Source organism: Halomonas sp. (assembly GCF_031581305.1).
In the GTDB taxonomy this organism is placed as follows: domain Bacteria; phylum Pseudomonadota; class Gammaproteobacteria; order Pseudomonadales; family Halomonadaceae; genus Halomonas.
Map to the genome: position 1 here is coordinate 1 of NZ_JAVLBC010000012.1, position 23,846 is coordinate 23,846.

Here is a 23,846-nt window from a genome sequence, read left to right on the forward strand (position 1 = left end):
TCTATGGCTGCGCCCCCGTCGTGGTGGGTGGTGCCGCGGCCGGCGCTAGCGCGCTGCACAGCCGCCGTTCCGTCGGTACCTTTGTCGATGACCAGAGCATCGAACTGAAGGCCCGCCTCGCCATCCTGGAAAACAAGGAGCTGAGCAGCCAGATCCACGCCAGCGTCACCAGCTTCAACGGCGTGGTCCTGCTCACCGGCCAGGTGCCCAGCGAAGAGCTCAAGGTGAGGGCCGAGGCGGTTGCCGACAAAGTGCGCAACGTTCGAGAAGTGCACAACGAGCTTTCCATCGCCGCCAACCTGCCGGCCAGCCAGCGGCTTTCCGACACCTGGCTGCGCGCCCGTATCCGAACGAGCCTGGCGGCCAATGAGGAGATTGACTCGGGCCGCATCCGCGTGATCGTCGAGAACAACAGCGTCTACCTGATGGGCATCGTCACCCGCAACGAGGCTGAGCGTATCGTCCAGGCCGTCTCCAACGTCGGTGGCATGCAACGCATCGTCAAGGTCTTCGACTACCTGGACTGAACACCCTTCCGAAACGCGAAACGGCAGGCTTGTGGCCTGCCGTTTCGCGTGGATACTCCGCCTCCCGGAAGCGCGGCCACCTGATCACTTCCGGATCACTTGATGACCCGCAGCGAGGGACGCCCCTTGCGCGGCGGCGCCTCGTCGCCTTGCCCCTCTTCTCGAGGGACATCATCATCACGCGCCTCCTCATCGAGACGGGGGGCCTCCGCCTTGGCAGCTTCGGCAGGAATGACCGGCTCATGACCGAACACCATGCCCACGCCATTTTCTCGGGCATAGATTGCGATCAGCGCCTCGATAGGCACCATCACCTGCATGGGACGACCGCCGAAACGCGCCGAGAAGCTCACCGCTTCGTTCTCCATGGCGAAGTCACGCACCGCGGTGGGCGCCAGGTTCAGCACGATCTGGCCGTTCTGGACGAACTGCCGGGGAACCTCGACCCCCGCCTGCTCGGCATCGACGACGATGTAGGGGGTCAGGTCATTGTCCAGCAGCCACTGGTATAGGGCCCTGGCAATATAGGGACGGCTCGATTGCATTACTTGGCCCTCCTGGGTCGGGGACCCGGTCATCACCGGATCGAAGTTCAGGGGCGCATTTCGCGCTCGCTTTCGCTGAGCGCTGCCTTGAAGCCATCACGGTCGAACAGACGCTCCATGTAGCCCATCAAGGGCTTGACCTGTTTCTCGGGCAACTCGATGCCCAGCACCGGCAGTCGCCAGAGGATCGGCGCCAGACAGCAGTCCACCAGGGTGAACTCCTCGCTCATGAAGTAGGGCATGTCCTCGAAGATCGGCGAGATGCCGACCAGGCTCTCGCGCAGCTCCTTGCGCGCCTTCTCGGCGTCCTTCTTGGCGCCACTCTGGATCTGCTCGACCAACGGACACCACTCTCGCTCGATGCGGTGCATCCACAGGCGGCTCTTGGCACGCGCCACGGGATAGACGGGCAGCAGCGGCGGATGCGGAAAGCGCTCGTCGAGGTACTCCATCATCACCTTGGACTCATAGAGCACCAGATCACGGTCAAGCAGCGTGGGCACGCTGTTGTAGGGGTTGAGGTCGGCGAGTTCCTCGGGGTGCTGCTCGTCAGTCACCTCGATGATATCGACTGCCACGCCCTTCTCGGCAAGCACGATTCGCACGCGATGACTGTAATGGTCACCCCCTCCGGAATAGAAGATCATCGACGACCGCTTGGCCACTACACCCATGTAACAATCCTCGCATCAGTTCGTGCCGAGATGATAACACGACCGACCCCGCCTTGAGGCCATCGTGCTGCCCGGTATCGGGCAAAGACCACGAAGGGCGCATGGCCCTCGGCCATGCGCCCCCGTGGCTGTCCGTCGGTAACGGATCAGTGAACGTCGCGCCAGTACTCACGCTTCAGCAGGTAAGCGATGACACCGAAGATGAAGATGAAGATCAAGACCTTCGGCCCCAGCGACTGAGCGTGCAGCTTGGAGGGCTCACCCACGTAGGCCAGGAAGTTGGTCAGGTCGTAGACCGCCTCCTCGAACTCCGCCGGCTCCATCTCGCCGGGCTGGGTGACCTGCAGCGTCTCGCAGGACTGGTACTTGCCGGTCAGCGGGTCAAGTTCGGCCCCCTCGACCGGCTGGTCCGTCGCGGCGCAGACCTTCTCCTGCACGCCCTGCAGCGGCTCCAGCACATTGGGCATGGCCACCAACGGGAAGACCGCATTGTTGACGCCGGTGGGACGAGCCGGATCCTTGTAGAAGCTCAGCAGGTAGGAATAGATCCAGTCGGTGCCGCGCAGACGCGACTCGAGGGTCAGGTCGGGGGGCGGCGCACCGAACCAGCTCTCGGCATCGCCACTGTTCATGGCGATGTGCATCTGGTCGTTGAAGGCCAGGTCGGGAGAGAAGATCAGGTTCTCCTCGACCAGGTCCTGGGGGATGTCCAGATCCTCGGCGGCACGCGCGAACCGCTGGTGCTCCAGGGAGTGGCAGCCCATGCAGTAGTTGACAAAGAGCTTCATGCCGTTCTGCAGGGACGCCTTGTCCTCGAGGTCCGGGTTCATCTCTTCCAGATGGACGCCACCGCCTCCGGCAGCGAACCCGACCATAGGCACTAGCGCGAAGAGCAGTGCAAATAGTTGCTTTTTCATTAGCCAGTCACCCTTTCCGGAACGGGTTTGGTCTTCTCCAGCCGGGTATAGAACGGCATCAGCAGGAAGAAGGCGAAGTAGATGACGGTACACACCTGGGACAGCAGGGTGCGCCCCTCGGTGACCGGCAGTACCCCGAGCACGCCCAGGACCAGGAAGCTGATCGCGAACAGCGCCAGCATCGTCTTGGACATCCAGCCCTTGTAGCGCATCGAGCGCACCGGACTGCGGTCGAGCCACGGCAGCACGAAGAGCACTGCGATGGCCGCGCCCATGCAAATCACGCCGAGGAACTTGGCGTCGAGGCCAAACAGCGAGAAGGTGATCGCTCGCAGGATCGCGTAGAAGGGCGTGAAGTACCATACCGGGGCGATATGATTGGGCGTCGTCAGCGGGTCAGCCGGCTGGAAGTTGGGTTTCTCGAGGAAATAACCGCCCCCTTCAGGGAAGTAGAAGATCACCACGCAGAAGACGAACAGGAATACCGCCACGCCAACGAGGTCCTTCACCGTGTAGTACGGATGGAAGGGGATACCGTCCAGCGGCTTGCCAGACTCGTCCTTCTTCTTCTTGATGTCGATGCCGTCGGGGTTGTTGGACCCGACCTCGTGCAGGGCAATGATGTGCAGCACCACCAGCGCCAGGATCACGATCGGCAACGCCACCACGTGCAGGGCAAAGAAACGGTTGAGGGTAATGCCGGAAATCAGGAAGTCACCGCGAATCCACTGGGTCAGGTCGGGTCCGATGACGGGAATCGCAGAGAACAGGGAGATGATGACCTGAGCCCCCCAATAGGACATCTGGCCCCAGGGCAGCAGGTAGCCCATGAAGGCTTCCGCCATCAACGCCAGGTAGATGGCCATGCCGAAGATCCACACCAGCTCGCGGGGCGCCTTGTAGGAGCCATAGAGCAGGCCGCGGAACATGTGCAGATAGACGACCACGAAGAAGGCCGTCGCGCCGGTGGAGTGCATGTAGCGGATCAACCAGCCCCACTCCACGTCGCGCATGATGTACTCGACAGAAGCGAAAGCCCCCTCGGCCGAGGGGTTGTAGCTCATGGTCAGCCAGACCCCGGTAAGGATCTGGTTGACCAGTACCAGCAGCGCCAGGGAACCGAAGAAGTACCAGAAGTTGAAATTCCTCGGCGCGTAGTACTTCGCCATGTGGTCCTGCCACATCTGGGTGGCCGGGAAGCGGTCATCGACCCAGCGCATCAAGCCGCGCTCCGCCTTGACTTTGTTCGGGTTACCCATCAGGCAGTCTCCTCATCTTCGCCGACCGTGATCAGCACATCACTGTCGAAGCGGTAAGGCGGCACCTCGAGGTTGGTCGGCGCCGGCACGTTGCGGAACACCCGGCCGGCCAGATCGAAGCGCGAGCCATGGCAGGGGCAGAAGAAGCCGCCCGGCCAGTTATCCACACCGACCCCTTCGGCATCCGGCTCGGGCTTGAACAGCGGTGAGCAGCCCAGGTGGGTGCAGATGCCGACGATCACGCCGATTTCCGGCTTGATGGAACGCAACGTTCCCTCGATGTATCCGGGCTGCTGAGGCACGTCAGAATCCGGATCGGCCAGCCGCGAGGCATCGATCGACTCGGTACGCTCGATCATCTCCGGGGAGCGATTGAGAATCCACACCGGCTTACCCCGCCACTCGACGGTCATGCGCTGCCCGGGTTCGAGCTTCGACACGTCGGCCTGGACGGGGGCACCCGCCGCTCTTGCCCTGGCACTAGGCTGCCAGGAAGCCACAAAGGGGACCGCAACCCCGACGGCACCCACCGCACCCACGACGGTGGTGGCACCTACGAGGAAACGGCGCCGACCCTTGTTTACGCCGTTATCTGCCATTTTCAGGTTTCTCCCATCAGCTTACCCGCTGTTCCATCACGGGCAGAGAATCCCCCGCGACCACGGATACCAAATGCGGTATATGGTAAAAAATCGTGTCGCCCCGCACAAGGAAAGGTTCCCTGAACAAGCGGGAAACCTGACGACAAATTCTTGATCAAGAACAAAAAACGCCCAGGTCGCTGGACCTGGGCGTTTTCGTGCGGCGATACGAAGCGTATCAGCGCTTGGAGAACTGCGGGCGACGACGCGCCTTGCGCAGGCCGATCTTCTTGCGCTCGACCTGGCGGGCGTCACGGGTGACGTAACCCGCCTCGCGCAGCTGGCCGCGGAAGTCTTCGTTGTAGTCCAAGAGCGCACGGGTAATGCCATGGCGAATCGCGCCGGCCTGGGCCGAACCGCCGCCGCCCTTGACGGTGACGTAGGCGTCGAACTGGCCAAGTGTATCCGTCAGCTCGAGGGGCTGACGAACCACCATGCGGCCGGTGACGCGACCAAAATACTGGTCCAGATCACGGCTGTTGACGGTGATCTTGCCGGTGCCCGGCTTCAGGAAAACACGGGCGGTGGAGGTCTTGCGGCGCCCGGTACCGTAATATTTCTGTGTCATGGCGAAGACTCCCTCAGATGTTCAGTTCTTGCGGCTGCTGGGCAGCGTGCGGATGCTCGGTGCCGGCATAGACCTTGAGCTTCGAGTACATGGCACGACCCAGAGGACCCTTCGGCAGCATGCCCTTGACAGCGGACTCGATGACTCGCTCCGGCGCATGGGCGATCATCTTCTCGAAATTCATGGAGCGCAGGCCGCCCGGGTACCCGGTATGGCGGTAGTAGGTCTTGGCGCTGGCCTTGTTGCCGGTGACCCGGACCTTCTCGGCGTTGATCACGACGATGTAATCACCGGTATCAACATGCGGCGTATATTCCGGCTTGTGCTTGCCGCGCAGGCGACGAGCAATCTCGGTGGCCAGACGGCCGAGCGTCTTTTCCGCAGCGTCGACGACGAACCAGTCGCGCTGGACGGACTGCGGTTTGGCAGTGAACGTCTTCATGGATGAATCACCATTTGATGTATTGGGTTCTGCCGCCGGGCATCCGGCATGGAACCGTCCCTATTTTTCTTGGTTGCCTCCGCCCTCGGGGCGAGACAACAGTCGAGCGAGCGCGCATTCTACACGAGCCGCCATCGTCAAGGCAATGCTGCGCGCAAGCTGGAAGCTCCACAGCCTGGGGCAAGGTTTTCTTTGAACACTTCCAGGTGCGAAGCGCCGCTCCTCAAGCTTCCAGCTTGCCGCGCCCGGACGCAGGCCGGGTCACGGTTCATGAGGCAGCGCCAGGTAGTCATGGGACTGCATCTCCTGGAGACGCGAGAGGGTGCGCTGGAACTCGAACGCTAGACGACCGTCACGGTAGAGCTGCTCAGCCGGCACCTCGGCGGACATCAGCAGCTTGACGCCACGGTCATAGAACTCGTCGACCATGTTGATGAAGCGCCGCGCCTGATCATCCGTGGCACCGCCCATGCAGGTGACGTTGGAGACCAGCACGCTATGGAATTCGCGGGCCAGCTCGATGTAGTCGTTCTGGCTGCGGGGACCGTCGCAGAGCTCGGTGAACTCGAACCACACCACGTCATCATGCAGCCGGAGGGCGTGCAGCACCCGATGATTGATCTCGATCGGGGCCCCCTCCTCGCCCTCGTGGCCGGCAATTTCGCGAAAGCTGCGGGCCAGTTCGGCCTCGGCCGCATCGTCCAGCGGGGCATGGAAGATCTGGGCACGCTCCAGGGCGCGCAGGCGGTAGTCGATCCCCGAGTCCACGTTGACCACCTCGCAGTGACGCTCGAGAAGGTCGATGGCCGGCAGGAAGCGGGCCCGCTGCAGGCCATCCTTGTAGAGCTCACCGGGAACGATGTTCGAGGTCGCCACCAGCACCACGCCGTGGGCGAAGAGCGACTCGAGCAGGTTGGCCAGGATCATGGCATCGGTGATGTCCTTGACGAAGAACTCGTCAAAGCAGATGACCCGGGCCTCGGCGGCGAACTTGGCGGCGATCAGCGTAAGCGGGTTGCGTTCACCCTTGTAGTGCTCCAGCTCGTTGTGTACCCGCTGCATGAAGCGGTGAAAGTGGGTGCGCATCTTCTCGGGAAAGGGCAGCGTCTCGAAGAAGGTATCCATGAGGTAGGTCTTCCCGCGACCCACCCCACCCCAGAAGTAGAGACCGTGAATCATGGGCAGCAGCGGCTCGGACGATACCACGCGGTCGCGCCGACCGAGCAGGCCGGCCATCCGCGACTTGATCCCGCCACCGCGCTTCGGTGGCACCACCCGAGCGAGCGGTGTGGCCACCAGCTCGTCGTAGAGGCGCTGCAGGTGCTTCACCGCCTGCTCCTGGGCAGCGTCGGGCTGGAAGCCATTGCGCTCGAGATCCGCCCGATAGCGGGTCATCGGGGTCTCGGGGGGGCGCGCGTCGCGGGAAGCTTGGGAGGGATGCGTCTCGCTCATGGGGTTCCTGAGGGCCTGTACTCGAGTCAATCGCGAAGGGGGCATTATACGCATCACGCCCCCCCTTGGCATTGGCTGCCGCCGCGTTGACCCAATGCACCGCGACGCCACTATAATGGACATCCGGAAGGGGCGTCCGGATTCCGTCCGGCCAGGTGATGAGACCTGCGCCTTGCGCGGCATGTCGCCAAATGCTCAAGGAGAACGCATAACGTGGACGAGACCAACATCAACTGGGTGCTGGCCATCGCCTGCCTGCTGGCCGGGATCGGCATCGGCGCACTGGGCTACCATCTACTCAATACCAGCGCCGGCAGCACCCAGCGCCTGCGCCAGCGCCTCGCCGAACGCGAGCGGGCCCTGGCGGAACTCAAGGACGGCATGGGTGATAGCCTCGAGCGTATCGCCCGCCTGGCCGAGAACCTGCAGCGCGAGAGCCGGGGCCTCGAACAGGAAGCCGAGGAGGCCAGCAGGCGGCTCGGCACCCGCACGCTACGCCACCAGGCCATGGACGCCGTTTCCCCCAACCCCGCCGCGACCGGGACGGAACCCGCTACCCCCCGAGATTACGCCGACGGCAACCGCGGCACCCTCTCGGAGGACTTCGGCCTCAAGGGGGATGACACCTCCCCCCCACCGCCACGCTACTGACCCCCTTCTGCTCCGCCCCGGCCCAACGGCCGTGGCACCCGCCTTGCGCTCAGGCAGGGTTGTCGATATCCACGAAGCGGTGCTCGATACCGAACTCGGCGGCGAGCCGTTCGCCCAGGGCCTGTACCCCATAGCGCTCAGTCGCATGATGCCCCGCCGCCAGGTAGTGAATGCCCATCTCCCGGGCCAGGTGAGTGGTACGTTCGGAGATCTCGCCGGAGATGAAGGCGTCGGCACCGGCCTCCCGGGCACCGGCGATCATGTCCTGGGCCCCACCGGTGCACCAGGCTACGTGACGGATCTCACCTCCCCCCGGCGCCTGGACCAACAGCGGCTTGCGACCCAGGCACGTCCCGACATCGCGGGCCAGGCCTGCGGCATCGAGGCCCGGGCGGGGCTCGCCCAGCCACACCAGCCCATCACCGAGCTCGCCATCGGCACAGCCCGTTACGCTGAAGCCCAGCCGGCGGCCGAGTTCCGCGTTGTTGCCAAGCTCGGGGTGGGCATCCAGCGGCAGGTGATAGGCCAGAAGGTTGATGTCATGGGCCAACAGTGTCGCCAGGCGCCGGCGCTTGATGCCGGTGATGGTGACTGGCTCGTTCTTCCAGAAGTAGCCGTGATGCACCAGCACGAGGTCGGCCTGCCAGGCCACGGCCTCGTCGAGCAGCGCCTGGCAAGCGGTCACACCGGTCATGACCCGCGTGACGCGCTCGGTGCCCGCCACTTGCAGGCCGTTCACGGTATAGTCCTTGAAGCGATGGGGCTCCAGCAGTCGGTCGCAGGCAGCGACCAGGTCGTCGCGATTCATCATGCAGCCTCCGGGCGTGGTCGGGTTGGCAATGTTACAATCCGCGCAGTGTAACCAGCGGGAGGATGCCCCGCGACCCAGCACCATCGACAAGGACCCCGCTGCATGCGACGCACCCTGCTCCCCTACCTCTGGCCCGTCCTCATCGGTGTGCTGGCGGCCATCGTGCTGCTCAATGCCTTCCCGCAGCTGATCGGCCGGCCGGCCACGACGCCACCCGCCACGCCGGCGCTGGTACAGTCCGACGACGAGACGCGTTCCCGCGAGGCCCCAGAGGTGCGCCAGGCCGAGCCCCTCACGCGCCGGCAGGGTCCTGCGAGCTACGCACAGGCGGTGGAGCGCGCCGCGCCGGCGGTCGTCAACATCTACTCCACCCGGGTGGTCGAGCGGGAAGAGCACCCCCTGATGTCGGACCCCTTCTTCCGCCAGTTCTTCGGCGACGAGCTACCCAGCCGCCAGCGCATGCTCTCCAGCCTCGGGTCCGGGGTCATCGTCAGTGACGATGGCTACGTGCTGACCAACCACCATGTGATCCGCGGTGCCGACCAGATCCAGGTCGCCCTGCGCGACGGACGCGAGACCCTGGCCGAGGTAATCGGTACCGACCCGGAGAGCGACCTTGCCGTGCTGCGCATCGACCTCACTTCGTTACCGGTAATCGAGCTGACTGACACCGGCCGGGTCGCCGTGGGCGACGTCTCCCTGGCCATCGGCAACCCCTTCGGGGTCGGTCAGACCGTGACCATGGGCATCATCAGCGCCACCGGCCGCAGCCACCTGGGGCTCAATGCCTACGAGGACTTCATCCAGACCGATGCCGCCATCAACCCCGGCAATTCGGGAGGGGCGCTGGTCAACGCCGAGGGCGCACTGGTCGGTATCAACACCGCCATCTTCTCGCGCTCGGGCGGCTCCCAGGGCATCGGCTTCGCGATCCCCGCCAACCTGGCCCGCAACATCCTCGACGAACTGGTCACCCGCGGGCGCGTCATCCGCGGCTGGATGGGGATCGAGGCCCAGGAACTCAACCAGGAGCTCGCAGCCTCCTTCGGCCTGCAGGCGCCGGCCGGGGTTATCATCGCCGGCGTGGTGCCGGACGGTCCCGCAGACCGTGCGGGCCTGCAGCCCGGCGACGTCCTGCTGGAAGTCGACGGCCAGCCGGTGCTCGACCCCCGACGCACCATGAGCGACATCGCCGCGGTGGCACCCGGCACTCGGCTGCCGCTGTCGATCGTCCGCGGCGGCGAGCGCCGGGAGGTGACCATCGAGCTCGGCGAGCGCCCGACCCCGGAGCTCCCCCGCCCCAAGCAGGAGTGACGCCCCTGACGACGCGAGGGCCCAGCCGATCGGCGGAGCCCTCTTAGATCGAACCAGGGGTCATGAAACATCCCCCGCCTTCCGACGCGTCACGGCTTGAGACGATACTCGGCCGAACGGGCGTGTGCGGTGAGCGATTCGCCCCTGGCCAGGGTGGAGGCGATCTTGCCGAGTTCTCCGGCGCCCTGTGCCGAGCAGTGAATGATCGAGGAGCGCTTCTGGAAGTCGTAGACCCCCAGCGGTGAGGAGAAGCGTGCCGTGCCCGAGGTGGGCAACACATGGTTGGGGCCGGCGCAGTAGTCGCCCAGCGCCTCGGCCGTATAGCGCCCCATGAAGATAGCGCCGGCATGGCGCACTTCCGGCAGCCAGCCCTCGGGATTGGCCACCGAGAGCTCCAGATGCTCCGGGGCGACGCGATTGATCAGCGCCACCGCCTCGTCACGTCCCTGGCAGTGGATCAGCGCGCCGCGCCGGGCCAGCGACTCGCGCACGATGGGGGCACGCTCCAGGGTCGGCAGCAGCCGCGCGATCGACGCCTCCACCGCCTGCAGGTGTTCGTGATCCCAGCTCACCAGCACCGCCTGGGCGTCCTCATCGTGTTCGGCCTGGGAGAAGAGGTCCATGGCCAGCCAGTCAGGGTCGGTACCCCCATCGGAAACCACCAGAATCTCCGAGGGGCCGGCAATCATGTCGATACCAACCTGGCCGAACACCGCTCGCTTGGCAGTGGCCACGTAGATGTTACCCGGTCCCACGACCTTGTCCACCCGCGGCACCGTCTCGGTGCCGAAGGCCAGGGCCGCCACCGCCTGGGCGCCACCAAGGGTGAAGACGTGGTCGACACCGGCGAGGTGGGCGGCGGCCAGCACCAGTTCATTGAGGACGCCATCGGGAGTCGGAACCACCATGACGATCTCGCGAACGCCCGCCACATGGGCAGGAATGGCATTCATCAACACCGAGGAGGGATAGGCTGCCTTGCCGCCCGGCACATAGATGCCCGCACGATCCAAAGGGGTGACCTGCTGACCCAAAACAGTGCCGTCGGCCTCGGTATAGTGCCAGGAGGACGGCTTCTGGTGCTCGTGATAGGCGCGGATGCGCTCGGCCGCGCTCGACAGGGCCTCGCCCTGTTCCGCCGGCAAACCCTCGAAGGCTTGGCGCAGCCGCCCTTCGCTCAGGGTCAGCTCGGCCATGGACGTGACGGCGAGACGGTCGAAGCGGTTCGAATACTCGACCAGCGCGGCATCGCCCCGGGCCTTGACGGCGGACAGAATCTCGTCGACGCGCTGCTGGACCGCGGCATTGGAGACACCCTCCCAGGCCAGCAGGTCGGCGAGACGGACATCAAAGTCGGCCTGCGAGGTCGACAGCCGCGCGATGTCAACGCCGTCGGTGGGGGATTGGCTCATGGCAGTAACTTCCTCTCGAAACAGGGGATTCGTCCAGGGCAAGCGTGCCGCGGCACCAGGTTGCAAACAAGCCCGGGGTGGCTATGAGGCCGAAACGGCAAGGCTATCGCGACGCGCCTCCACCGCCTTGCGCAGGCGGGCGATGAGCGGTTTCAGGCGATCGTGCTTCAAGGTCATCGCCGCCTGGTTGACCACCAGACGTGTGGAGACCGGCGCAATCAGCTCGCGCGGCTCCATGCCGTTGGCGCGCAGGGTATTGCCGGTATCGACGATGTCGACGATCTCGTCGGCCAGATTCATCAGGGGGGCCAGTTCCATGGCACCGTAGAGCTTGATCACCTCAGCCTGGATCCCCTGCTCGGCATAGTAGCGGCGTGCCACATTCACGAACTTGGTGGCCACCCGCCGGCGCGCCAGGGCCGGTTCGGTCCCGGTGATACCGGCGGTCATCAACCGGCAGCGGGCGATCTCCAGGTCGAGGGGCTCGTAGAGGCCCTCGACGCCGTGCTCGAGCAGCACGTCCTTGCCGGCTACGCCGAGATCCGCCGCCCCGAGTTGCACATAGGTCGGCACGTCTGTGGCCCGGATAACCACCAGCTTGACGTCGGGCAGGTTGGTATCGAACAGCAGCTTGCGGCTCTTGCCTAAGTTCTCGGCCGGCTCGATGCCGGCATCGGCCAGAAGTGGCAGGGTCTCGTCGAGTATGCGGCCCTTGGAGAGGGCCAGAATCAGTTGCTTGCTCATGGTCTCGCCTGTTGGTCGGCTCAGCCGGGGATGCGCCTGATGCGCGCGCCCAGCAGCTGCAGTTTTTCCTCGATGCACTCGTAGCCACGGTCGATATGATAGATCCGATCGACCAGGGTCTCGCCTTCGGCCATCATCGCCGCGATCACCAGGGAGGCAGAGGCACGCAGGTCGGTGGCCATCACCGGGGCACCGGAGAGGGTCTCGACGCCGGTGATCACCGCGGTGTTGCCCTCCAGCGCAATGTCGGCCCCCATGCGGTTGAGCTCCTGCACGTGCATGAAGCGGTTCTCGAAGATGGTCTCCACCACCCGGGCGGTACCCTCGGCTACCGCATTCATCGCCACGAACTGGGCCTGCATGTCGGTGGGGAAGGCCGGATAGGGCGCGGTACGCAGGTTGACTGCCTTCGGCCTTCTGCCCTGCATGTCGAGCTCGATCCAGCCCTCCCCAGTGGCGAGGGTGGCCCCCGCCTCCTCGAGCTTGGCCAGCACCGCATCAAGGATGTCGGCACGGGTATTTCGCACCCGTACCCGCCCTCGGGAGAGCGCGGCCGCTACCAGAAAGGTGCCCGTCTCGATGCGATCGGGCATGACATCATGATAGGCACCGTGCAGACGCTCGACGCCCTCGATGATGATGGTGTCGCTGCCATGGCCGCGGATCTTGGCGCCCATCTTGATCAGGCATTCGGCCAGGTCGACCACCTCGGGCTCCCGTGCGGCATTCTCCAGCACCGTGGTGCCGTCCGCCAGAGTCGCCGCCATCAGCAGGTTCTCGGTGCCGGTCACGGTGACGGTATCGAAGAAGATGGTGGCGCCGTGAAGCCGGCCATCGACCCGCGCCCGGATGTAACCCGCCTCGACGCTGATCTCGGCCCCCATGGCCTCAAGGCCGCGAAGGTGCAGGTCCACCGGGCGCGAACCGATGGCACAGCCGCCGGGCAGCGAGACATCCGCATGGCCGAAGTGGGCCAGCAGCGGACCGAGTACCAGGATCGAAGCACGCATCTTCTTGACCAGCTCGTAGGGCGCATGACAGTGGGTGACCTGAGAACCGTCGAGCTGGATGCACATTCTGTCACCCATCACCGCCTCGACCCCCATGTGGCCGAGCAGCTCCAGGGTGGTGGTGATATCCTGCAGGTGCGGCAGATTGCCGATAGTCACCGGTTCGTCAGCCAGCAGGGTTGCGCAGAGGATCGGCAGGGCGGCATTCTTGGCGCCGCTGGCCCAGACCTCGCCGTCGACGGGGCCATTACCGGTAATGATCAACTTGTCCATGGGAGGTCGACCGTCAGGCCCCCTGGTTATCAGTGGCGGCCTGCCACTGCTGCGGGGTGTAAGTCTTGATACTTATCGCGTGCAGGGCCCCGGAAGCGATCTCCTCGGACAGCGCAGCGTAGATCATCTGCTGGCGCTTGACCGGCGAGAGACCCTCGAAGGCCTCGCCCACGGCCACCACCTGGAAGTTGCAGCCTTCACCCTGTATATGGAACTCGCAGCCGTCGAGTCGGCTCTCGAGCAGCGCCTTCACTTCGCTCGGTTGCATGGCACCGGCACTCCTGTGGTTCGTCGATTCGTCGGGGACACGCTGCTGTGGCCACGACGTGGCCCAGGACAGCGAGATTCCTGGCTCGACATGGTAAAGAAAAGCCCCGCGCTTGGCGATGGGGAGGAAGGTGCCGCTCAGTCGGGGACAGGCTCGGCAAGCGGCAGCAGGGTATCCAGCCCCGCGACCCGAGTCAGGCGCTCGAGGGGAACCGAGAGCCGCACGACGGCCACCTCGACGCCGGCATCACGGGCCTGGCGGGTCCACTCCAGCAGCACGCTGAGTGCCGCGCTGCTGACCCGGCCAACGCCGCTCAGGTCGAAGACCACCTCACTGCCGGTCGGCAGATCAACCAGCCAGTCGCTGCCGGCCTCGGCAATCGCCGAGGCCCCTTCGAAGCCGACCTCGCCGGTCACCGCCAGGCGGAAGCCATCGGCCTCAAGGCAGGAACTGAGCTGCTCCAGCAGCACGCTCATGCGTTGCCGCCCTCCTCCAACTCCTCGACGGCAAGTTCAGGCGCCCAGTTATCAATCACCGCATCATAATCGCGGTTGTGTTCTCGCATCGCCTGGTCGAACTGGTTGCGGAAGGTCAGCCCCAGGTTGATGCCGTTGACGATCACGTTGACCACCTTCCAATGGCCGTCGTCCAGGCGCAGCGAATAGCTGACAGGATAGACGGCGCCGTCGTTGGCCACCACCTCCATGGCCACGCTGGCCTGGTCCTCGTAGCGCGAGGCCTGTTGATTCTCGAGCACCCGGATCTCGCGGTAGTCGAAGGTGACCAGACCCTTGGCATAAGTATCGATCAGCGTCTTGCGGAAGGTCTCGACAAAGCGCGACCGCTGCTGCGGCGTGGCGTTGCCGAAGTAGCGCCCCATCACGCTGGCTCCGATGTAGCGAAAGTCGGCCACGTCCGCTAGGCTATCGTCGACGATGGCCTCGAGTTCGTCGAGATTGTCGGCGAAGTAATCCTCTCGCCCCTCGATCCGTGTCATCAGTTCGTCGATGCTGTCGCGAATCATCTGCTCCGGGTTCTGCTCGGGCTGGGCCGCCATCAGCGGCAGCGCCATCAGCAGCAGGCAAAGCCCGGCGAGCAGCGCGCGAAGGTTCATCATCTTCATCTCGTTCACTCCTTGACCATGCTGGACACGAACTGCTGGATCAGCTCCTCGAGCACCAGGGCAGACTGGGTATCGCGCAGGGTATCGCCATCGGCGAGGGTTTCGGGCGCCCCGCCCACCGAGAGCCCGATATACTGCTCCCCCAGCAGGCCCGCGGTGAGGATGGCGGCGGTGCTGTCCTCGGGGATCTGACCTTCCAGTTCCCCATCGAGCTCCATCACCACCCGCGCGTCATACCAGTCGGTGTCCAGTTCGATGGCCTCGACCCGCCCCACGGTGACACCGGCCATGGTCACCCGCGCCCGCGGCTTGAGGCCGCCGATGTTGGCGAAGTTGGCTTCCAGCCGGAAGGTCTCGCTGGGCAGGGCGAGGCTCAGGCCACTGACCCTCAGCCCCAGGAACACCAGGCCCAGGATGCCGGCCAGCATGAACAGGCCGACCCCGAGCTCCATCGTCTTGCTGCGCTTCATCCGTTTGCTCCGAACATCAGGAAAGCTCTCCGAACATCAGGGCGGTGAGCACGAAATCCAGGCCCAGTACCGCCAGAGAGGAATAGACCACCGTCCGAGTGGTGGCACGCGAGATGCCTTCCGAGGTGGGGATCAGGTCATGGCCCTGGAACACCGCGATCCAGGTCACCACCAGGGCGAACACCAGGCTCTTGATCAGGCCGTTGCCCACGTCGTCGATGAACGCGACGCTGGCCTGCATGTTGCCCCAGTAGGAGCCCTCGAAGACGCCGAGCCACTCGACACCGACCAGTTGGCCGCCCCAGACCCCGACCACGCTGAAGCCGATGGTCAGCAGCGGCAGGGCCACGAAGCCGGCCCAGAGTCGCGGGGCCACGATGCGCCGCAGCGGATCGACCCCGATCATCTCCATGCTGGTCAGCTGCTCGGTCGCCTTCATCAGGCCGATCTCGGCGGTCAGCGCGGAGCCGGCTCGGCCGGCGAACAGCAGCGCCGCCACCACCGGCCCCAGCTCGCGCAGCAGGGAGAGGGCCACCATCTGCCCCAGCGCCTGCTCGGCCCCGAAGTCGACCAGGATAGTGTAGCCCTGCAGGGCCAGCACCATGCCGATGAACAGGCCCGAGACCAGCACGATGGCCAGCGACATCACGCCGACGAAGTGCATCTGCCGCACCCAGAGGTAGAGACCCTCGCGAGACGGCACCCCCACCGCCGACTGGCCGAGAAAGATCCCGGCCCGGCCCAGCGACTCCATCAGGTCGCAGCCACGCCGCCCCAGGAGTCGGATCCGGTCGATCATCGCGGTCCCCCGCTGCCCAGAATATCGGCATGGAAATCCATCGCCGGGTAGTGGAAGGGCACCGGCCCGTCGGGCTCGCCATGCATGAACTGGCTGACCCGGGGGTCGCGGTCCGCGTCGAGGTTCGCCGGCGTGCCATGAGCCATCACCTGGCCATCGGAGATCACGTACACATAGTCGGCGATGGACAGGGTCTCCTTGATGTCGTGGGAGACCACCACCGCCGTCAGCCCCAGGGCCTCATTGAGGCGCTTGATCAGTTGCACCAGTACGCCCATGGAGATGGGGTCCTGCCCGGCGAAGGGCTCGTCGTAGAGGATCAGCTCCGGATCCAGGGCGATGGCGCGCGCCAGCGCCACTCGTCGGGCCATGCCCCCGGAGAGCTCGGAGGTCTTCAGCTCCCGGGCCCCGCGCAGCCCGACGGCCTGGAGCTTCATCAGCACAACGTCGCGGATCATGGCCTCGGGCAGGTCAGTATGCACCCGCAGCGGGAAGGCCACGTTCTCGTAGACATCGAGGTCGGAGAACAGCGCCCCGCTCTGGAACAGCATCCCCATGCGTCGGCGCAGCACGAACAGCGCCTTGCGCGACAGCGCATGAACGTCCTGGCCATCGATGCGCACCCGCCCCGCGTCGGGGGTCAGCTGGCCGCCGATCATCTTGAGCAGGGTGGTCTTGCCGGTACCGCTGGGGCCCATGATGGCCGTAATCCGACCGCGCGGGATGACCAGGTCGACGCCGCGGAAGATGTCCATCTCGCCGCGCGAGAAGTGCAGGCTCTCCACTTCCACGAAGGGGGAGTCCGTCATCGCTTCACCATCCTCGAGAATATTATCGAACATCGTATCCTAACCTTGACCCGGCGTGCCAGCGCCCTCGCATCTTGCACCTCCAGGGGCCCGACATGTTCAATGTGCGCCCTCCCTCCATTGACTCGGACCTCGCCATGCTGCTCCCCCTGCTGATCATCATGCTCGGCTTCGTCGGCCTGCTGTGGAGTGCCGACCGCTTCGTCGGTGCAGCCGCGGCCACCGCCTGGCGGGCCGGCATGAGCACCCTGCTGGTGGGGATGACCGTCGTCTCGCTGGGCACCTCGGCACCGGAGATCGTGGTCTCGGTGATGGCCTCCCTGGATGGCGTGCCGGATCTCGCCATCGGCAACGCGCTGGGCTCCAACATCGCCAACATCGCCCTGGTGCTGGGCGTGACGGCCCTGGTGGTACCGATCCCGGTACGCTTCTCCATCGTGCGCCGCGAGCTGCCGCTGCTGCTCGGCGCCACCGGCCTGGCCGGCTACGCCCTGGCCAACGGCCACCTCGACCGCTTCGACGGCGTGCTGTTGCTGACACTGCTGGTATTCAGCTTGTGGTGGCTGTTCCTCGCCGATACCCCCGATGACGAGAGTGCCGGCGAGATTCCCGGCATGGCGCTTGGCCAGGCCCTGGGCTGGCTGGTGGCCACGCTGGTGATCATGGTGGCCAGCTCCCGGGCCCTGGTGTGGGGCGCCAGCGAGCTGGCCAGGGGACTCGGCGTCAGCGAACTGGTGATCGGGCTGACCGTGGTGGCCATCGGCACCAGCCTGCCGGAACTGGCGGCCTGCGTGGCCAGCGCCCTCAAGCGTCACCACGACCTGGCCATCGGCAACGTCATCGGCTCCAACCTCTTCAACATGCTGACCGTGCTCCCGGTGCCGGCGCTGCTGGCTCCTGGCGCCACGGATCCCGCCGCTGCCGGACGCGACTACCCGGTGATGCTGGTGCTGACCCTGGCGCTGGGGGCGCTGCTGCTCTGGAATCGCCGCGGCCACCTGGGGCGCCTGCCGGGGGGTCTGCTGGTACTCGGCTACGCCGGCTACCTGGCCTGGCTCGGCAGCGCCGGCCCCTCCTCCGTCGGCTGATCCCCTTGAGTGAAACCCCACAACGGGCAACAATCATCGCCATGACCCATGACGCTCCCTCAGCGGCCGGCACGTCCCTCCTGCGCGAGAGTGCCCGCCGCACCCTGGAACTGGAACAGCAGGCCATCGCCGCCCTGGCCGGTCGCCTCGACGACGCCTTCGACCACGCCTGCGAGCTGATCCTGGCCTGTCGCGGACGCGTGGTGGTCACCGGCATGGGCAAGTCAGGCCATGTCGCCGGCAAGATCGCCGCCACTCTGGCCAGCACCGGCACGCCGGCCTTCTTCGTGCATCCCGGCGAGGCCAGCCACGGCGACCTGGGCATGATCACCCCCGGCGACGTGGTGCTGGCCCTCTCCAATTCCGGCGAGACCGCCGAGGTCACCGCCCTGCTGCCCCTGCTCAAGCGCATGGGCACGCCGCTGATCAGCATGACCGGCCGGCCGGGCTCGACCCTGGCCCGGCATGCCGAGGCCCACCTGGATGCCGGGGTCGAGCGAGAGGCCTGCCCGCTGGACCTGGCACCCACCTCGTCCACCACCGCCGCCCTGGCGCTCGGCGACGCCCTGGCCGTGGCGCTGCTCGAGTCGCGCGGCTTCACGGCCGAGCAGTTCGCCCTCTCCCACCCCGGCGGCAGCCTGGGCAAGCGCCTGCTGCTGCGGGTCGCCGACCTGATGCACGAGGGGGACCGGCTGCCCAGGGTCGACCTGGGCAGCCCGCTGCGCGATGCCCTGCTGGAGATCACCCGCCAGGGGCTGGGCTTCACCTGTGTGGTCGACGCCGACGGGCGCCTGGCCGGGGTCTACACCGACGGTGACCTGCGCCGCACCCTCGACCAGCACAGCGACCTCTCCGGCCTCGCCGTCGACGATGTCATGACCCGCCCCGGCAAGCGCGTCGCCCCCGACACCCTGGCCGCCGAGGTGGTCCGCATCATGGAGGACAACCGCATCTCGGCGCTGGCCGTGGTCGATGCCGACGGCCGCCCGGTCGGCGCCCTGCACATGCATGACCTGCTCGCCAGCGGCGTCATCTGACGCCCTGTACGCTCACCCAAGCCCCCGACTGCTGGAGACACCATGAGCCTCGATTCTCCCCTGCTCGACAGCCAACTCGTCGACCGCCTGCGCCGCGTCCGCCTGCTCGCCCTGGACGTGGACGGCGTGCTCACCGATGGCCGCCTCTACTTCCAGGCCGATGGCGTCGAGATCAAGGCCTTCCATACCCACGACGGCCATGGCATCAAGCTCGTGCAGCGTGCCGGCATCGTGGTGGCCTTCATCACCGGCCGCGACTCGCCGATGGTCAGCCGGCGCGCCGCCGCGCTGGGCGTCAAGCATGTCTTCCAGGGGGCCGAGAAGAAGCTCACCGTGCTGCGCGAGCTCTGCACCCGCCTGGGCCTGGAGCTCGAGCAGGCCGCCTACTGCGGTGACGACATGCCCGACGTGGCCGCCATCCGGCGCGCCGGGGTCGGCATCAGCGTGCCCGGCGCGCCGGCCTATATCCGCCAGCATGCCGACTGGGTCACCGCGTCCGTGGGCGGCCATGGCGCCGTGCGCGAGATCTGCGACACCCTGCTCCAGGCCCAGGGGCACTGGGATGCCGTGATCGACACCTACCTGTACGGCACGACCTGAGCCATGCGCCTGCCGCACCCCGGCTTCCGCACCGGCCTGTTCCTGCTGCTGCTCGCCCTGGGCGGCGGACTGGCATTGCTCGACCTGCGTGATGCCCCGCCCCCCGGCCCCGTGCCGGGGGACGAGGCCGGCGAGCCGGACTACTACCTGGAGGACGCCCGGCTGACCCGCTTCGATGCCCAGGGACATCCCCACCAGCGACTCGACACCCCACGCCTGACCCATACCCCACATGACGACGTCACCCGCCTGGCGCGCCCACGAGGACGCCTGCTGGACGACTCGCAGCGGGTCTGGCTGGCCAGCGGAGAGCGCGGCATCCTCGGGGCAGGCGGCAACCCGCTCACCCTCTCCGGGGACGCGCGACTTCTGGCCCCCGCCGAGCGCTGGCAGCTCGATACCGAGGTGCTCCACTTCGATGCCGACAGCGGTCACGCCTGGAGTGACACCCCGGCCCTGCTGCGCCAGCCGCCCCAGCAGATGCGCGGCGAGCGCTTCGACGCCTGGATCCATGACAACCGCGCCCGGCTGACCGACAATGTGCACGGCCACCATCCGCCTGACACCCGCGAGGACCCCGAGTCATGACGCGATCCCCCTTCATCCCCCTGCTGACCCTCGGCGTCGTCGGCATGCTGCTGGGCAGCGTCCCGGCCCTGGCTCTCGAGGGTGATGCCAGCGCCCCGATCGAGGTGGAGGCCGACCGCCTCGACCTCGACGACCGCGCCGGCACCGCCGTCTACACCGGCGACGTGGACATCCGCCAGGGCAGCATGCAGTTGACCGGCGCCCGGGTGGAGATCCGGCGCAACGACCAGGGCCAGCTGAACCGCGCCACCGCCACCGGCGAGCGTGCCTACATCGAGCAACGACCCGCCCCGGACGAACCCTTGGTACGCGGCTGGGGACGCACCATCGTCTACCATGTCGCCGAGCGCCGCATCGAGCTGATCGATCGGGCCGAACTCCACCAAGGCGGCGATACCTTCGACGGGGGCTACCTGGAATACTTCCTCGACCGTCGCGTGGTCCAGGCCCGGGCCGAGGCCGAGGGCGTCGAGGAGCGCCAGCGCGTGCGCATGACGCTCGAACCCGAGCAGCAGGACGGTCCGTAATGAAGACCCTGAGCGCCCGCCACCTGGCCAAGAGCTACAAGCGCCGCCGGGTAGTACAGGACATCAGCCTCTCCATCGAGCAGGGCCAGATTGTCGGGCTGCTCGGTCCCAACGGCGCCGGCAAGACTACCTCGTTCTACATGATCGTCGGGCTGGTTCGGGCCGACGCCGGCGAGGTGCGTATCGACGACCTCGACCTCTCCCGAGCAGCCATGCATGAACGGGCTCGTGCCGGTATCGGCTACCTGCCCCAGGAGGCCTCGATCTTCCGCAAGCTGTCGGTCGCCGACAACATCATGGCGATCCTAGAGACCCGCAAGGACCTCGACCGCGCCGGGCGATGGGCCCGGCTCGAGCAGCTGCTCGAGGACTTCCACGTGACACATATCCGCAACAACCTCGGCATGAGCCTCTCCGGGGGCGAACGCCGGCGGGTCGAGATTGCCAGGGCCCTGGCAACGGAACCCGCCTTTATCCTGCTCGACGAGCCCTTCGCCGGCGTCGACCCCATCTCGGTGGGCGAGATCAAGGGCATCATCCGCCAGCTGAAGGACCGCGATATCGGCGTTCTGATCACCGACCACAATGTCCGTGAGACCCTCGATATCTGCGACACCGCCTACATCGTCGGTGACGGCCGCATCATCGCCGAGGGCGACGCCGAGGCGATCCTCGCCGACCAGCGCGTCCGCGAGGTCTACCTGGGCGAGGACTTTCGCCTCTGACCGCAATCAACTGATATTTTTATCATTGCCACGCAACGGCATGAATATTGCGCATGGCACGAATGTTGCAGTTTTTCCGCTTGCCAGCGCCCCCGTCCAGCGGCTAGGGTTGGGGTTTTCGGCAAGCCGAGGGCACTCTTCTCATGGCCATGAAGGCGTCCCTGCAACTGCGCGTCGGCACCCAGCTGACCATGACCCCTCAGCTTCAGCAGGCCATTGCGCTGCTGCAGCTCTCGACCCTGGACCTGCGTCAGGAGATCCAGCAGGCACTGGAGTCCAACCCCATGCTCGAGGTGGAGGATGACTTCGGTGAGCAGGCGGTCGACGAGGCGCCCGACGAGGAGTGGGCCAGCGAGATCCCCGACCAGCTCAGTACCGACAGCGACTGGTCCGACACCTATCAGGACCTGGGTACCGCGCCCACTGGCGGTATTGGCGAGGGCCCGGATTTCGAGCGCCAGGCATCGGGCCAGAGCCTGCAGGGCCATCTGGCCTGGCAGCTGGCCATGACCGACCTGGACGCACGTCAGCGGCGCATCGCCGAGAGCCTGATCGACAGTATCAACGGCGACGGCTACCTGACCCAGCCCCTGGAGGAGATCCGTGACGGCCTCAGGACCCAGGGCCTCGAAGGGCTCAAGACCCGCGAGGTCGATCAGGTGCTGCTGCGCCTGCAGCAGTTCGAGCCCACGGGGGTCTTCGCCCGCGACCTGCGCGAGTGCCTGATGCTGCAGCTTGCCAGCCTGCCCGACAACACCACACTGGTGCCGCAGGCCCGACGCCTGGTTCGCCAGTTCCTCGAGGCCCTCGCCGGCGATGATCGCCGCCTGCTCAAACGCCGTCTCGGCCTCGATGACGACGCCCTGGACACGGTGATCGCGCTGGTGCGCTCCCTGGATCCTCGCCCCGGCAGCGCCTTCACCGACAGCGACAGTGCCTATGTCATCCCCGATCTTATCGCCCGCCACACCCGCGATGGCTGGCAGGTGGAACTCAACCCCGAGGCCATGCCGAGACTGCGCATCCAGCCCGACTATGCCGCCCTGATTCGGCGGGCCGACAGGAGCGAGGACAACCAGTTCCTCAAGGATCACCTCCAGGAGGCACGCTGGCTAATGAAGAGCCTGTCCAGCCGCAACGACACCCTGCTGCGGGTAGGCCGCGAGATCATGGTGCACCAGCTCGAGTTCCTGGAGCAGGGCGAGGAAGCAATGAAGCCCCTGATCCTGGCCGATATCGCCCAGGCGGTGGAGATGCACGAATCGACCATCTCACGGGTCACCACCCAGAAGTTCATCCACACCCCGCGCGGGATGTTCGAGCTCAAGTACTTCTTCTCCAGTCAGGTGGGGGGCACTGGCGGTGAGGGCGACGCTCACTCCAGCACTGCCATCCGCGCGCGGATCCGCAAGCTGATCCAGGACGAGCCACCTCGCAAGCCCCTCTCCGACAGCAAGCTGGTCACCCTGCTCAATGAGGCCGGCATCAGCGTCGCACGGCGCACGGTCGCGAAGTATCGCGAGGCGATGGGCATTCCGTCCTCCAGCGAGCGCAAGCGGCTGCATTGAACCACAGTGTCGGCGTGGCTCGAGCCAGCGGACCCCGCCCCTTCGGACGGACTCAAGCGATTGAAATGATGCTGGTCATGCACCTCACGAATCCCCATGGACGTAGGGGTATGCAGGACAGCAAAAAGGGTTACAATCACCCTTTCAACCGACCAAGCAAGGAGCGTGTCATGCAAGTCAACATCACCGGCCATCATGTGGAACTGACCGACGCCCTACGTGACTATGTGCAAGAGAAGCTCACCCGCGTGGAGCGCCACTACGACAACATCACCAACGTGCAGGTCACCCTCTCCGTGGAAAAGGAGCGCCAGCAGGCAGCCTGTACCCTGCATGCTGCCGGTGCCGATCTGCATGCCGAGGCCATGGAGAACGACATGTACGCCGCCATCGATGCCTTGGCCGACAAGCTCGACCGCCAGCTGGTCAAGCACAAGGAAAAGGCCCAGGCCCGCGCACAGGGCGCCGGCGCCCGCTGATCCCGTCATGACACTGGATGCCATCCTGCCCCCCGAGCGCGCCCTCTTCGATGTCCCCGGGGGGAGCAAAAAGCGGGTGCTGGAGTTCTTCAGCACCTTCATCGCCCAAAACACCCCCAGTCTCGACAGTCAGGAGGTCTTCAGCCGACTGATCGGGCGTGAGCGGCTAGGCAGTACCGGCATCGGCAATGGGGTCGCTATTCCCCATGCCCGCAACCCCCACTGCAAGGCCCCCATCGCCGGCTTCCTCAAGCTGGCCGAGCCGGTGGACTTCGACGCCATCGACGGGGAGCCGGTCGATCTGGTCTTCGTGCTACTGGTGCCGGAGGAAGCCGACGAGGCCCACCTGGCCCTGCTCGGTCAGGTCGCCGGGGTAATGAACGATGCCGAAACCCGTGCTCAGTTGCGTCACAGCACCAGCCAGCGCGAACTCCATGAGCGCCTCACGGAGGCGATTCGACGACAAGCCCCGTCTGGCAGCCAGGGCGGCTGACCCTCCCGCTTCGGGCCTGCCCGGCCACCCCC

Annotated in this window: 30 protein-coding genes; 12 read left to right on the top strand and 18 right to left on the bottom strand. The window is 66.0% G+C overall.

Going from position 1 to position 23,846, the window contains the following annotated elements:
• The coding region (locus RI841_RS02235; protein WP_405000897.1) for a BON domain-containing protein at positions 1 to 527 on the top strand (527 nt) is incomplete at its 5' end.
• A 95-nt stretch (positions 528 to 622) separates the two neighbouring features.
• Here RI841_RS02235 and RI841_RS02240 read toward each other — a convergent pair.
• The 8 genes from RI841_RS02240 to zapE all read right to left on the bottom strand — a co-directional run bounded on the left by RI841_RS02240 (position 623) and on the right by zapE (position 7,025).
• Positions 623 to 1,072, bottom strand: a complete 450-nt coding sequence (locus tag RI841_RS02240; RefSeq protein WP_310703926.1) for a ClpXP protease specificity-enhancing factor — start codon at positions 1,070 to 1,072, stop codon at positions 623 to 625.
• Between the two features lie 47 nt (positions 1,073 to 1,119).
• A complete protein-coding gene (gene sspA / locus RI841_RS02245) occupies positions 1,120 to 1,746 on the bottom strand; it encodes a stringent starvation protein SspA (protein ID WP_310703927.1) in 627 nt (208 codons plus the stop codon).
• A 146-nt stretch (positions 1,747 to 1,892) separates the two neighbouring features.
• Positions 1,893 to 2,663: a cytochrome c1 gene (locus RI841_RS02250; protein WP_310703928.1), complete on the bottom strand. Its 771-nt coding sequence runs from the start codon at positions 2,661 to 2,663 to the stop codon at positions 1,893 to 1,895.
• A complete protein-coding gene (locus RI841_RS02255) occupies positions 2,663 to 3,922 on the bottom strand; it encodes a cytochrome bc complex cytochrome b subunit (protein ID WP_310703930.1) in 1,260 nt (419 codons plus the stop codon). The genes RI841_RS02250 and RI841_RS02255 overlap by 1 nt, the downstream gene beginning before the upstream one ends.
• Positions 3,922 to 4,521, bottom strand: coding sequence for a ubiquinol-cytochrome c reductase iron-sulfur subunit (petA, locus tag RI841_RS02260; protein ID WP_310703931.1), 600 nt, complete (start codon positions 4,519 to 4,521; stop codon positions 3,922 to 3,924). Before petA ends, RI841_RS02255 begins: the two co-directional genes overlap by 1 nt.
• 220 nt (positions 4,522 to 4,741) lie before the next feature.
• Complete coding sequence (gene rpsI / locus RI841_RS02265) at positions 4,742 to 5,131, bottom strand: 30S ribosomal protein S9 (protein WP_310703932.1); 390 nt, start codon at positions 5,129 to 5,131, stop codon at positions 4,742 to 4,744.
• Between the two features lie 13 nt (positions 5,132 to 5,144).
• Positions 5,145 to 5,573 (bottom strand): 50S ribosomal protein L13, encoded by a 429-nt coding sequence (gene rplM, locus RI841_RS02270; protein WP_310703934.1) that lies wholly within the window; start codon positions 5,571 to 5,573, stop codon positions 5,145 to 5,147.
• Positions 5,574 to 5,834: 261 nt separating this feature from the next.
• Complete coding sequence (gene zapE / locus RI841_RS02275; RefSeq protein WP_310703936.1) at positions 5,835 to 7,025, bottom strand: cell division protein ZapE; 1,191 nt, start codon at positions 7,023 to 7,025, stop codon at positions 5,835 to 5,837.
• 213 nt (positions 7,026 to 7,238) lie between these two features.
• On the opposite strand from zapE, the gene RI841_RS02280 reads away from it, so the two are divergent.
• Positions 7,239 to 7,676 carry a ZapG family protein gene (locus RI841_RS02280; RefSeq protein ID WP_310703937.1) on the top strand — a complete coding sequence of 146 codons (438 nt, stop codon included), beginning with the start codon at positions 7,239 to 7,241 and terminating at the stop codon, positions 7,674 to 7,676.
• A 49-nt stretch (positions 7,677 to 7,725) separates the two neighbouring features.
• Here the strand turns inward: RI841_RS02280 and RI841_RS02285 are convergent, their stop codons facing one another.
• The gene (locus RI841_RS02285; protein WP_310703938.1) at positions 7,726 to 8,487 is read right to left on the bottom strand and encodes a Nif3-like dinuclear metal center hexameric protein; all 762 of its coding nucleotides are present in this window, start codon (positions 8,485 to 8,487) and stop codon (positions 7,726 to 7,728) included.
• A 102-nt stretch (positions 8,488 to 8,589) separates the two neighbouring features.
• Between RI841_RS02285 and RI841_RS02290 the strand changes: the two genes are divergently transcribed.
• A complete protein-coding gene (locus RI841_RS02290; RefSeq protein WP_310703939.1) occupies positions 8,590 to 9,801 on the top strand; it encodes a Do family serine endopeptidase in 1,212 nt (403 codons plus the stop codon).
• An 89-nt stretch (positions 9,802 to 9,890) separates the two neighbouring features.
• Here the strand turns inward: RI841_RS02290 and hisD are convergent, their stop codons facing one another.
• The 9 genes from hisD to RI841_RS02335 all read right to left on the bottom strand — a co-directional run bounded on the left by hisD (position 9,891) and on the right by RI841_RS02335 (position 16,709).
• Positions 9,891 to 11,213: a histidinol dehydrogenase gene (hisD, locus tag RI841_RS02295; protein ID WP_310703941.1), complete on the bottom strand. Its 1,323-nt coding sequence runs from the start codon at positions 11,211 to 11,213 to the stop codon at positions 9,891 to 9,893.
• A gap of 81 nt (positions 11,214 to 11,294) precedes the next feature.
• Positions 11,295 to 11,957 (bottom strand): ATP phosphoribosyltransferase, encoded by a 663-nt coding sequence (gene hisG / locus RI841_RS02300; RefSeq protein ID WP_310703943.1) that lies wholly within the window; start codon positions 11,955 to 11,957, stop codon positions 11,295 to 11,297.
• Between the two features lie 20 nt (positions 11,958 to 11,977).
• Positions 11,978 to 13,240, bottom strand: coding sequence for a UDP-N-acetylglucosamine 1-carboxyvinyltransferase (gene murA, locus RI841_RS02305; RefSeq protein ID WP_310703945.1), 1,263 nt, complete (start codon positions 13,238 to 13,240; stop codon positions 11,978 to 11,980).
• Between the two features lie 13 nt (positions 13,241 to 13,253).
• Complete coding sequence (locus RI841_RS16475; RefSeq protein ID WP_405000898.1) at positions 13,254 to 13,508, bottom strand: BolA family protein; 255 nt, start codon at positions 13,506 to 13,508, stop codon at positions 13,254 to 13,256.
• A gap of 137 nt (positions 13,509 to 13,645) precedes the next feature.
• Positions 13,646 to 13,984, bottom strand: a complete 339-nt coding sequence (locus RI841_RS02315; RefSeq protein ID WP_310703947.1) for an STAS domain-containing protein — start codon at positions 13,982 to 13,984, stop codon at positions 13,646 to 13,648.
• On the bottom strand, positions 13,981 to 14,622 hold the full coding sequence (locus tag RI841_RS02320) for an ABC transporter substrate-binding protein (RefSeq protein WP_310703979.1): 642 nt from the start codon (positions 14,620 to 14,622) through the stop codon (positions 13,981 to 13,983). The genes RI841_RS02315 and RI841_RS02320 overlap by 4 nt, the downstream gene beginning before the upstream one ends.
• A 14-nt stretch (positions 14,623 to 14,636) precedes the next feature.
• Complete coding sequence (mlaD, locus tag RI841_RS02325) at positions 14,637 to 15,101, bottom strand: outer membrane lipid asymmetry maintenance protein MlaD (RefSeq protein ID WP_310703948.1); 465 nt, start codon at positions 15,099 to 15,101, stop codon at positions 14,637 to 14,639.
• 16 nt (positions 15,102 to 15,117) lie between these two features.
• Entirely contained in the window at positions 15,118 to 15,900 is a 783-nt protein-coding gene (gene mlaE, locus RI841_RS02330; protein WP_310703950.1) for a lipid asymmetry maintenance ABC transporter permease subunit MlaE, read from the bottom strand.
• Positions 15,897 to 16,709, bottom strand: a complete 813-nt coding sequence (locus tag RI841_RS02335; protein ID WP_310703952.1) for an ATP-binding cassette domain-containing protein — start codon at positions 16,707 to 16,709, stop codon at positions 15,897 to 15,899. Before RI841_RS02335 ends, mlaE begins: the two co-directional genes overlap by 4 nt.
• 137 nt (positions 16,710 to 16,846) lie before the next feature.
• Between RI841_RS02335 and RI841_RS02340 the strand changes: the two genes are divergently transcribed.
• From RI841_RS02340 to ptsN, 9 genes are all read left to right on the top strand, one after another.
• Complete coding sequence (locus RI841_RS02340) at positions 16,847 to 17,797, top strand: calcium/sodium antiporter (protein WP_310703953.1); 951 nt, start codon at positions 16,847 to 16,849, stop codon at positions 17,795 to 17,797.
• A gap of 41 nt (positions 17,798 to 17,838) precedes the next feature.
• Positions 17,839 to 18,834 (top strand): KpsF/GutQ family sugar-phosphate isomerase, encoded by a 996-nt coding sequence (locus RI841_RS02345; RefSeq protein ID WP_310703955.1) that lies wholly within the window; start codon positions 17,839 to 17,841, stop codon positions 18,832 to 18,834.
• Between the two features lie 42 nt (positions 18,835 to 18,876).
• Positions 18,877 to 19,434, top strand: a complete 558-nt coding sequence (locus tag RI841_RS02350; protein ID WP_310703956.1) for an HAD hydrolase family protein — start codon at positions 18,877 to 18,879, stop codon at positions 19,432 to 19,434.
• Positions 19,435 to 19,437: 3 nt separating this feature from the next.
• The gene (gene lptC, locus RI841_RS02355) at positions 19,438 to 20,022 is read left to right on the top strand and encodes an LPS export ABC transporter periplasmic protein LptC (protein ID WP_310703958.1); all 585 of its coding nucleotides are present in this window, start codon (positions 19,438 to 19,440) and stop codon (positions 20,020 to 20,022) included.
• Positions 20,019 to 20,549, top strand: a complete 531-nt coding sequence (gene lptA, locus RI841_RS02360) for a lipopolysaccharide transport periplasmic protein LptA (protein WP_405000899.1) — start codon at positions 20,019 to 20,021, stop codon at positions 20,547 to 20,549. The genes lptC and lptA overlap by 4 nt, the downstream gene beginning before the upstream one ends.
• On the top strand, positions 20,549 to 21,274 hold the full coding sequence (gene lptB / locus RI841_RS02365; RefSeq protein ID WP_310703960.1) for an LPS export ABC transporter ATP-binding protein: 726 nt from the start codon (positions 20,549 to 20,551) through the stop codon (positions 21,272 to 21,274). Before lptA ends, lptB begins: the two co-directional genes overlap by 1 nt.
• A gap of 143 nt (positions 21,275 to 21,417) precedes the next feature.
• Positions 21,418 to 22,842, top strand: a complete 1,425-nt coding sequence (locus RI841_RS02370; protein ID WP_310703962.1) for an RNA polymerase factor sigma-54 — start codon at positions 21,418 to 21,420, stop codon at positions 22,840 to 22,842.
• 170 nt (positions 22,843 to 23,012) lie between these two features.
• Positions 23,013 to 23,321 (top strand): ribosome hibernation-promoting factor, HPF/YfiA family, encoded by a 309-nt coding sequence (gene hpf, locus RI841_RS02375; protein WP_089846043.1) that lies wholly within the window; start codon positions 23,013 to 23,015, stop codon positions 23,319 to 23,321.
• A gap of 7 nt (positions 23,322 to 23,328) precedes the next feature.
• Entirely contained in the window at positions 23,329 to 23,814 is a 486-nt protein-coding gene (gene ptsN / locus RI841_RS02380) for a PTS IIA-like nitrogen regulatory protein PtsN (RefSeq protein ID WP_310703966.1), read from the top strand.
• The last annotated feature ends 32 nt before the right edge of the window (positions 23,815 to 23,846 follow it).

Excerpts from the sequence above, each read along its gene's own strand:
- zapE (WP_310703936.1), bottom strand. The coding sequence starts at position 7,025 with ATGAGCGAGACGCATCCCTCCCAAGCTTCCCGCGACGCGCGCCCCCCC.
- rplM (WP_310703934.1), bottom strand. The coding sequence starts at position 5,573 with ATGAAGACGTTCACTGCCAAACCGCAGTCCGTCCAGCGCGACTGGTTC.
- lptA (WP_405000899.1), top strand. The coding sequence starts at position 20,019 with ATGACGCGATCCCCCTTCATCCCCCTGCTGACCCTCGGCGTCGTCGGC.
- RI841_RS02285 (WP_310703938.1), bottom strand. The coding sequence starts at position 8,487 with ATGATGAATCGCGACGACCTGGTCGCTGCCTGCGACCGACTGCTGGAG.
- mlaD (WP_310703948.1), bottom strand. The coding sequence starts at position 15,101 with ATGAAGCGCAGCAAGACGATGGAGCTCGGGGTCGGCCTGTTCATGCTG.
- lptB (WP_310703960.1), top strand. The coding sequence starts at position 20,549 with ATGAAGACCCTGAGCGCCCGCCACCTGGCCAAGAGCTACAAGCGCCGC.
- sspA (WP_310703927.1), bottom strand. The coding sequence starts at position 1,746 with ATGGGTGTAGTGGCCAAGCGGTCGTCGATGATCTTCTATTCCGGAGGG.
- lptC (WP_310703958.1), top strand. The coding sequence starts at position 19,438 with ATGCGCCTGCCGCACCCCGGCTTCCGCACCGGCCTGTTCCTGCTGCTG.
- RI841_RS02290 (WP_310703939.1), top strand. The coding sequence starts at position 8,590 with ATGCGACGCACCCTGCTCCCCTACCTCTGGCCCGTCCTCATCGGTGTG.
- mlaE (WP_310703950.1), bottom strand. The coding sequence starts at position 15,900 with ATGATCGACCGGATCCGACTCCTGGGGCGGCGTGGCTGCGACCTGATG.
- RI841_RS02250 (WP_310703928.1), bottom strand. The coding sequence starts at position 2,663 with ATGAAAAAGCAACTATTTGCACTGCTCTTCGCGCTAGTGCCTATGGTC.
- rpsI (WP_310703932.1), bottom strand. The coding sequence starts at position 5,131 with ATGACACAGAAATATTACGGTACCGGGCGCCGCAAGACCTCCACCGCC.
- RI841_RS16475 (WP_405000898.1), bottom strand. The coding sequence starts at position 13,508 with ATGCAACCGAGCGAAGTGAAGGCGCTGCTCGAGAGCCGACTCGACGGC.
- RI841_RS02350 (WP_310703956.1), top strand. The coding sequence starts at position 18,877 with ATGAGCCTCGATTCTCCCCTGCTCGACAGCCAACTCGTCGACCGCCTG.
- ptsN (WP_310703966.1), top strand. The coding sequence starts at position 23,329 with ATGACACTGGATGCCATCCTGCCCCCCGAGCGCGCCCTCTTCGATGTC.
- hisD (WP_310703941.1), bottom strand. The coding sequence starts at position 11,213 with ATGAGCCAATCCCCCACCGACGGCGTTGACATCGCGCGGCTGTCGACC.
- RI841_RS02315 (WP_310703947.1), bottom strand. The coding sequence starts at position 13,984 with ATGAGCGTGCTGCTGGAGCAGCTCAGTTCCTGCCTTGAGGCCGATGGC.
- RI841_RS02320 (WP_310703979.1), bottom strand. The coding sequence starts at position 14,622 with ATGAACCTTCGCGCGCTGCTCGCCGGGCTTTGCCTGCTGCTGATGGCG.
- hpf (WP_089846043.1), top strand. The coding sequence starts at position 23,013 with ATGCAAGTCAACATCACCGGCCATCATGTGGAACTGACCGACGCCCTA.
- murA (WP_310703945.1), bottom strand. The coding sequence starts at position 13,240 with ATGGACAAGTTGATCATTACCGGTAATGGCCCCGTCGACGGCGAGGTC.
- RI841_RS02340 (WP_310703953.1), top strand. The coding sequence starts at position 16,847 with ATGCTGCTCCCCCTGCTGATCATCATGCTCGGCTTCGTCGGCCTGCTG.
- RI841_RS02255 (WP_310703930.1), bottom strand. The coding sequence starts at position 3,922 with ATGGGTAACCCGAACAAAGTCAAGGCGGAGCGCGGCTTGATGCGCTGG.
- RI841_RS02370 (WP_310703962.1), top strand. The coding sequence starts at position 21,418 with ATGGCCATGAAGGCGTCCCTGCAACTGCGCGTCGGCACCCAGCTGACC.
- hisG (WP_310703943.1), bottom strand. The coding sequence starts at position 11,957 with ATGAGCAAGCAACTGATTCTGGCCCTCTCCAAGGGCCGCATACTCGAC.
- petA (WP_310703931.1), bottom strand. The coding sequence starts at position 4,521 with ATGGCAGATAACGGCGTAAACAAGGGTCGGCGCCGTTTCCTCGTAGGT.
- RI841_RS02240 (WP_310703926.1), bottom strand. The coding sequence starts at position 1,072 with ATGCAATCGAGCCGTCCCTATATTGCCAGGGCCCTATACCAGTGGCTG.
- RI841_RS02345 (WP_310703955.1), top strand. The coding sequence starts at position 17,839 with ATGACCCATGACGCTCCCTCAGCGGCCGGCACGTCCCTCCTGCGCGAG.
- RI841_RS02335 (WP_310703952.1), bottom strand. The coding sequence starts at position 16,709 with ATGACGGACTCCCCCTTCGTGGAAGTGGAGAGCCTGCACTTCTCGCGC.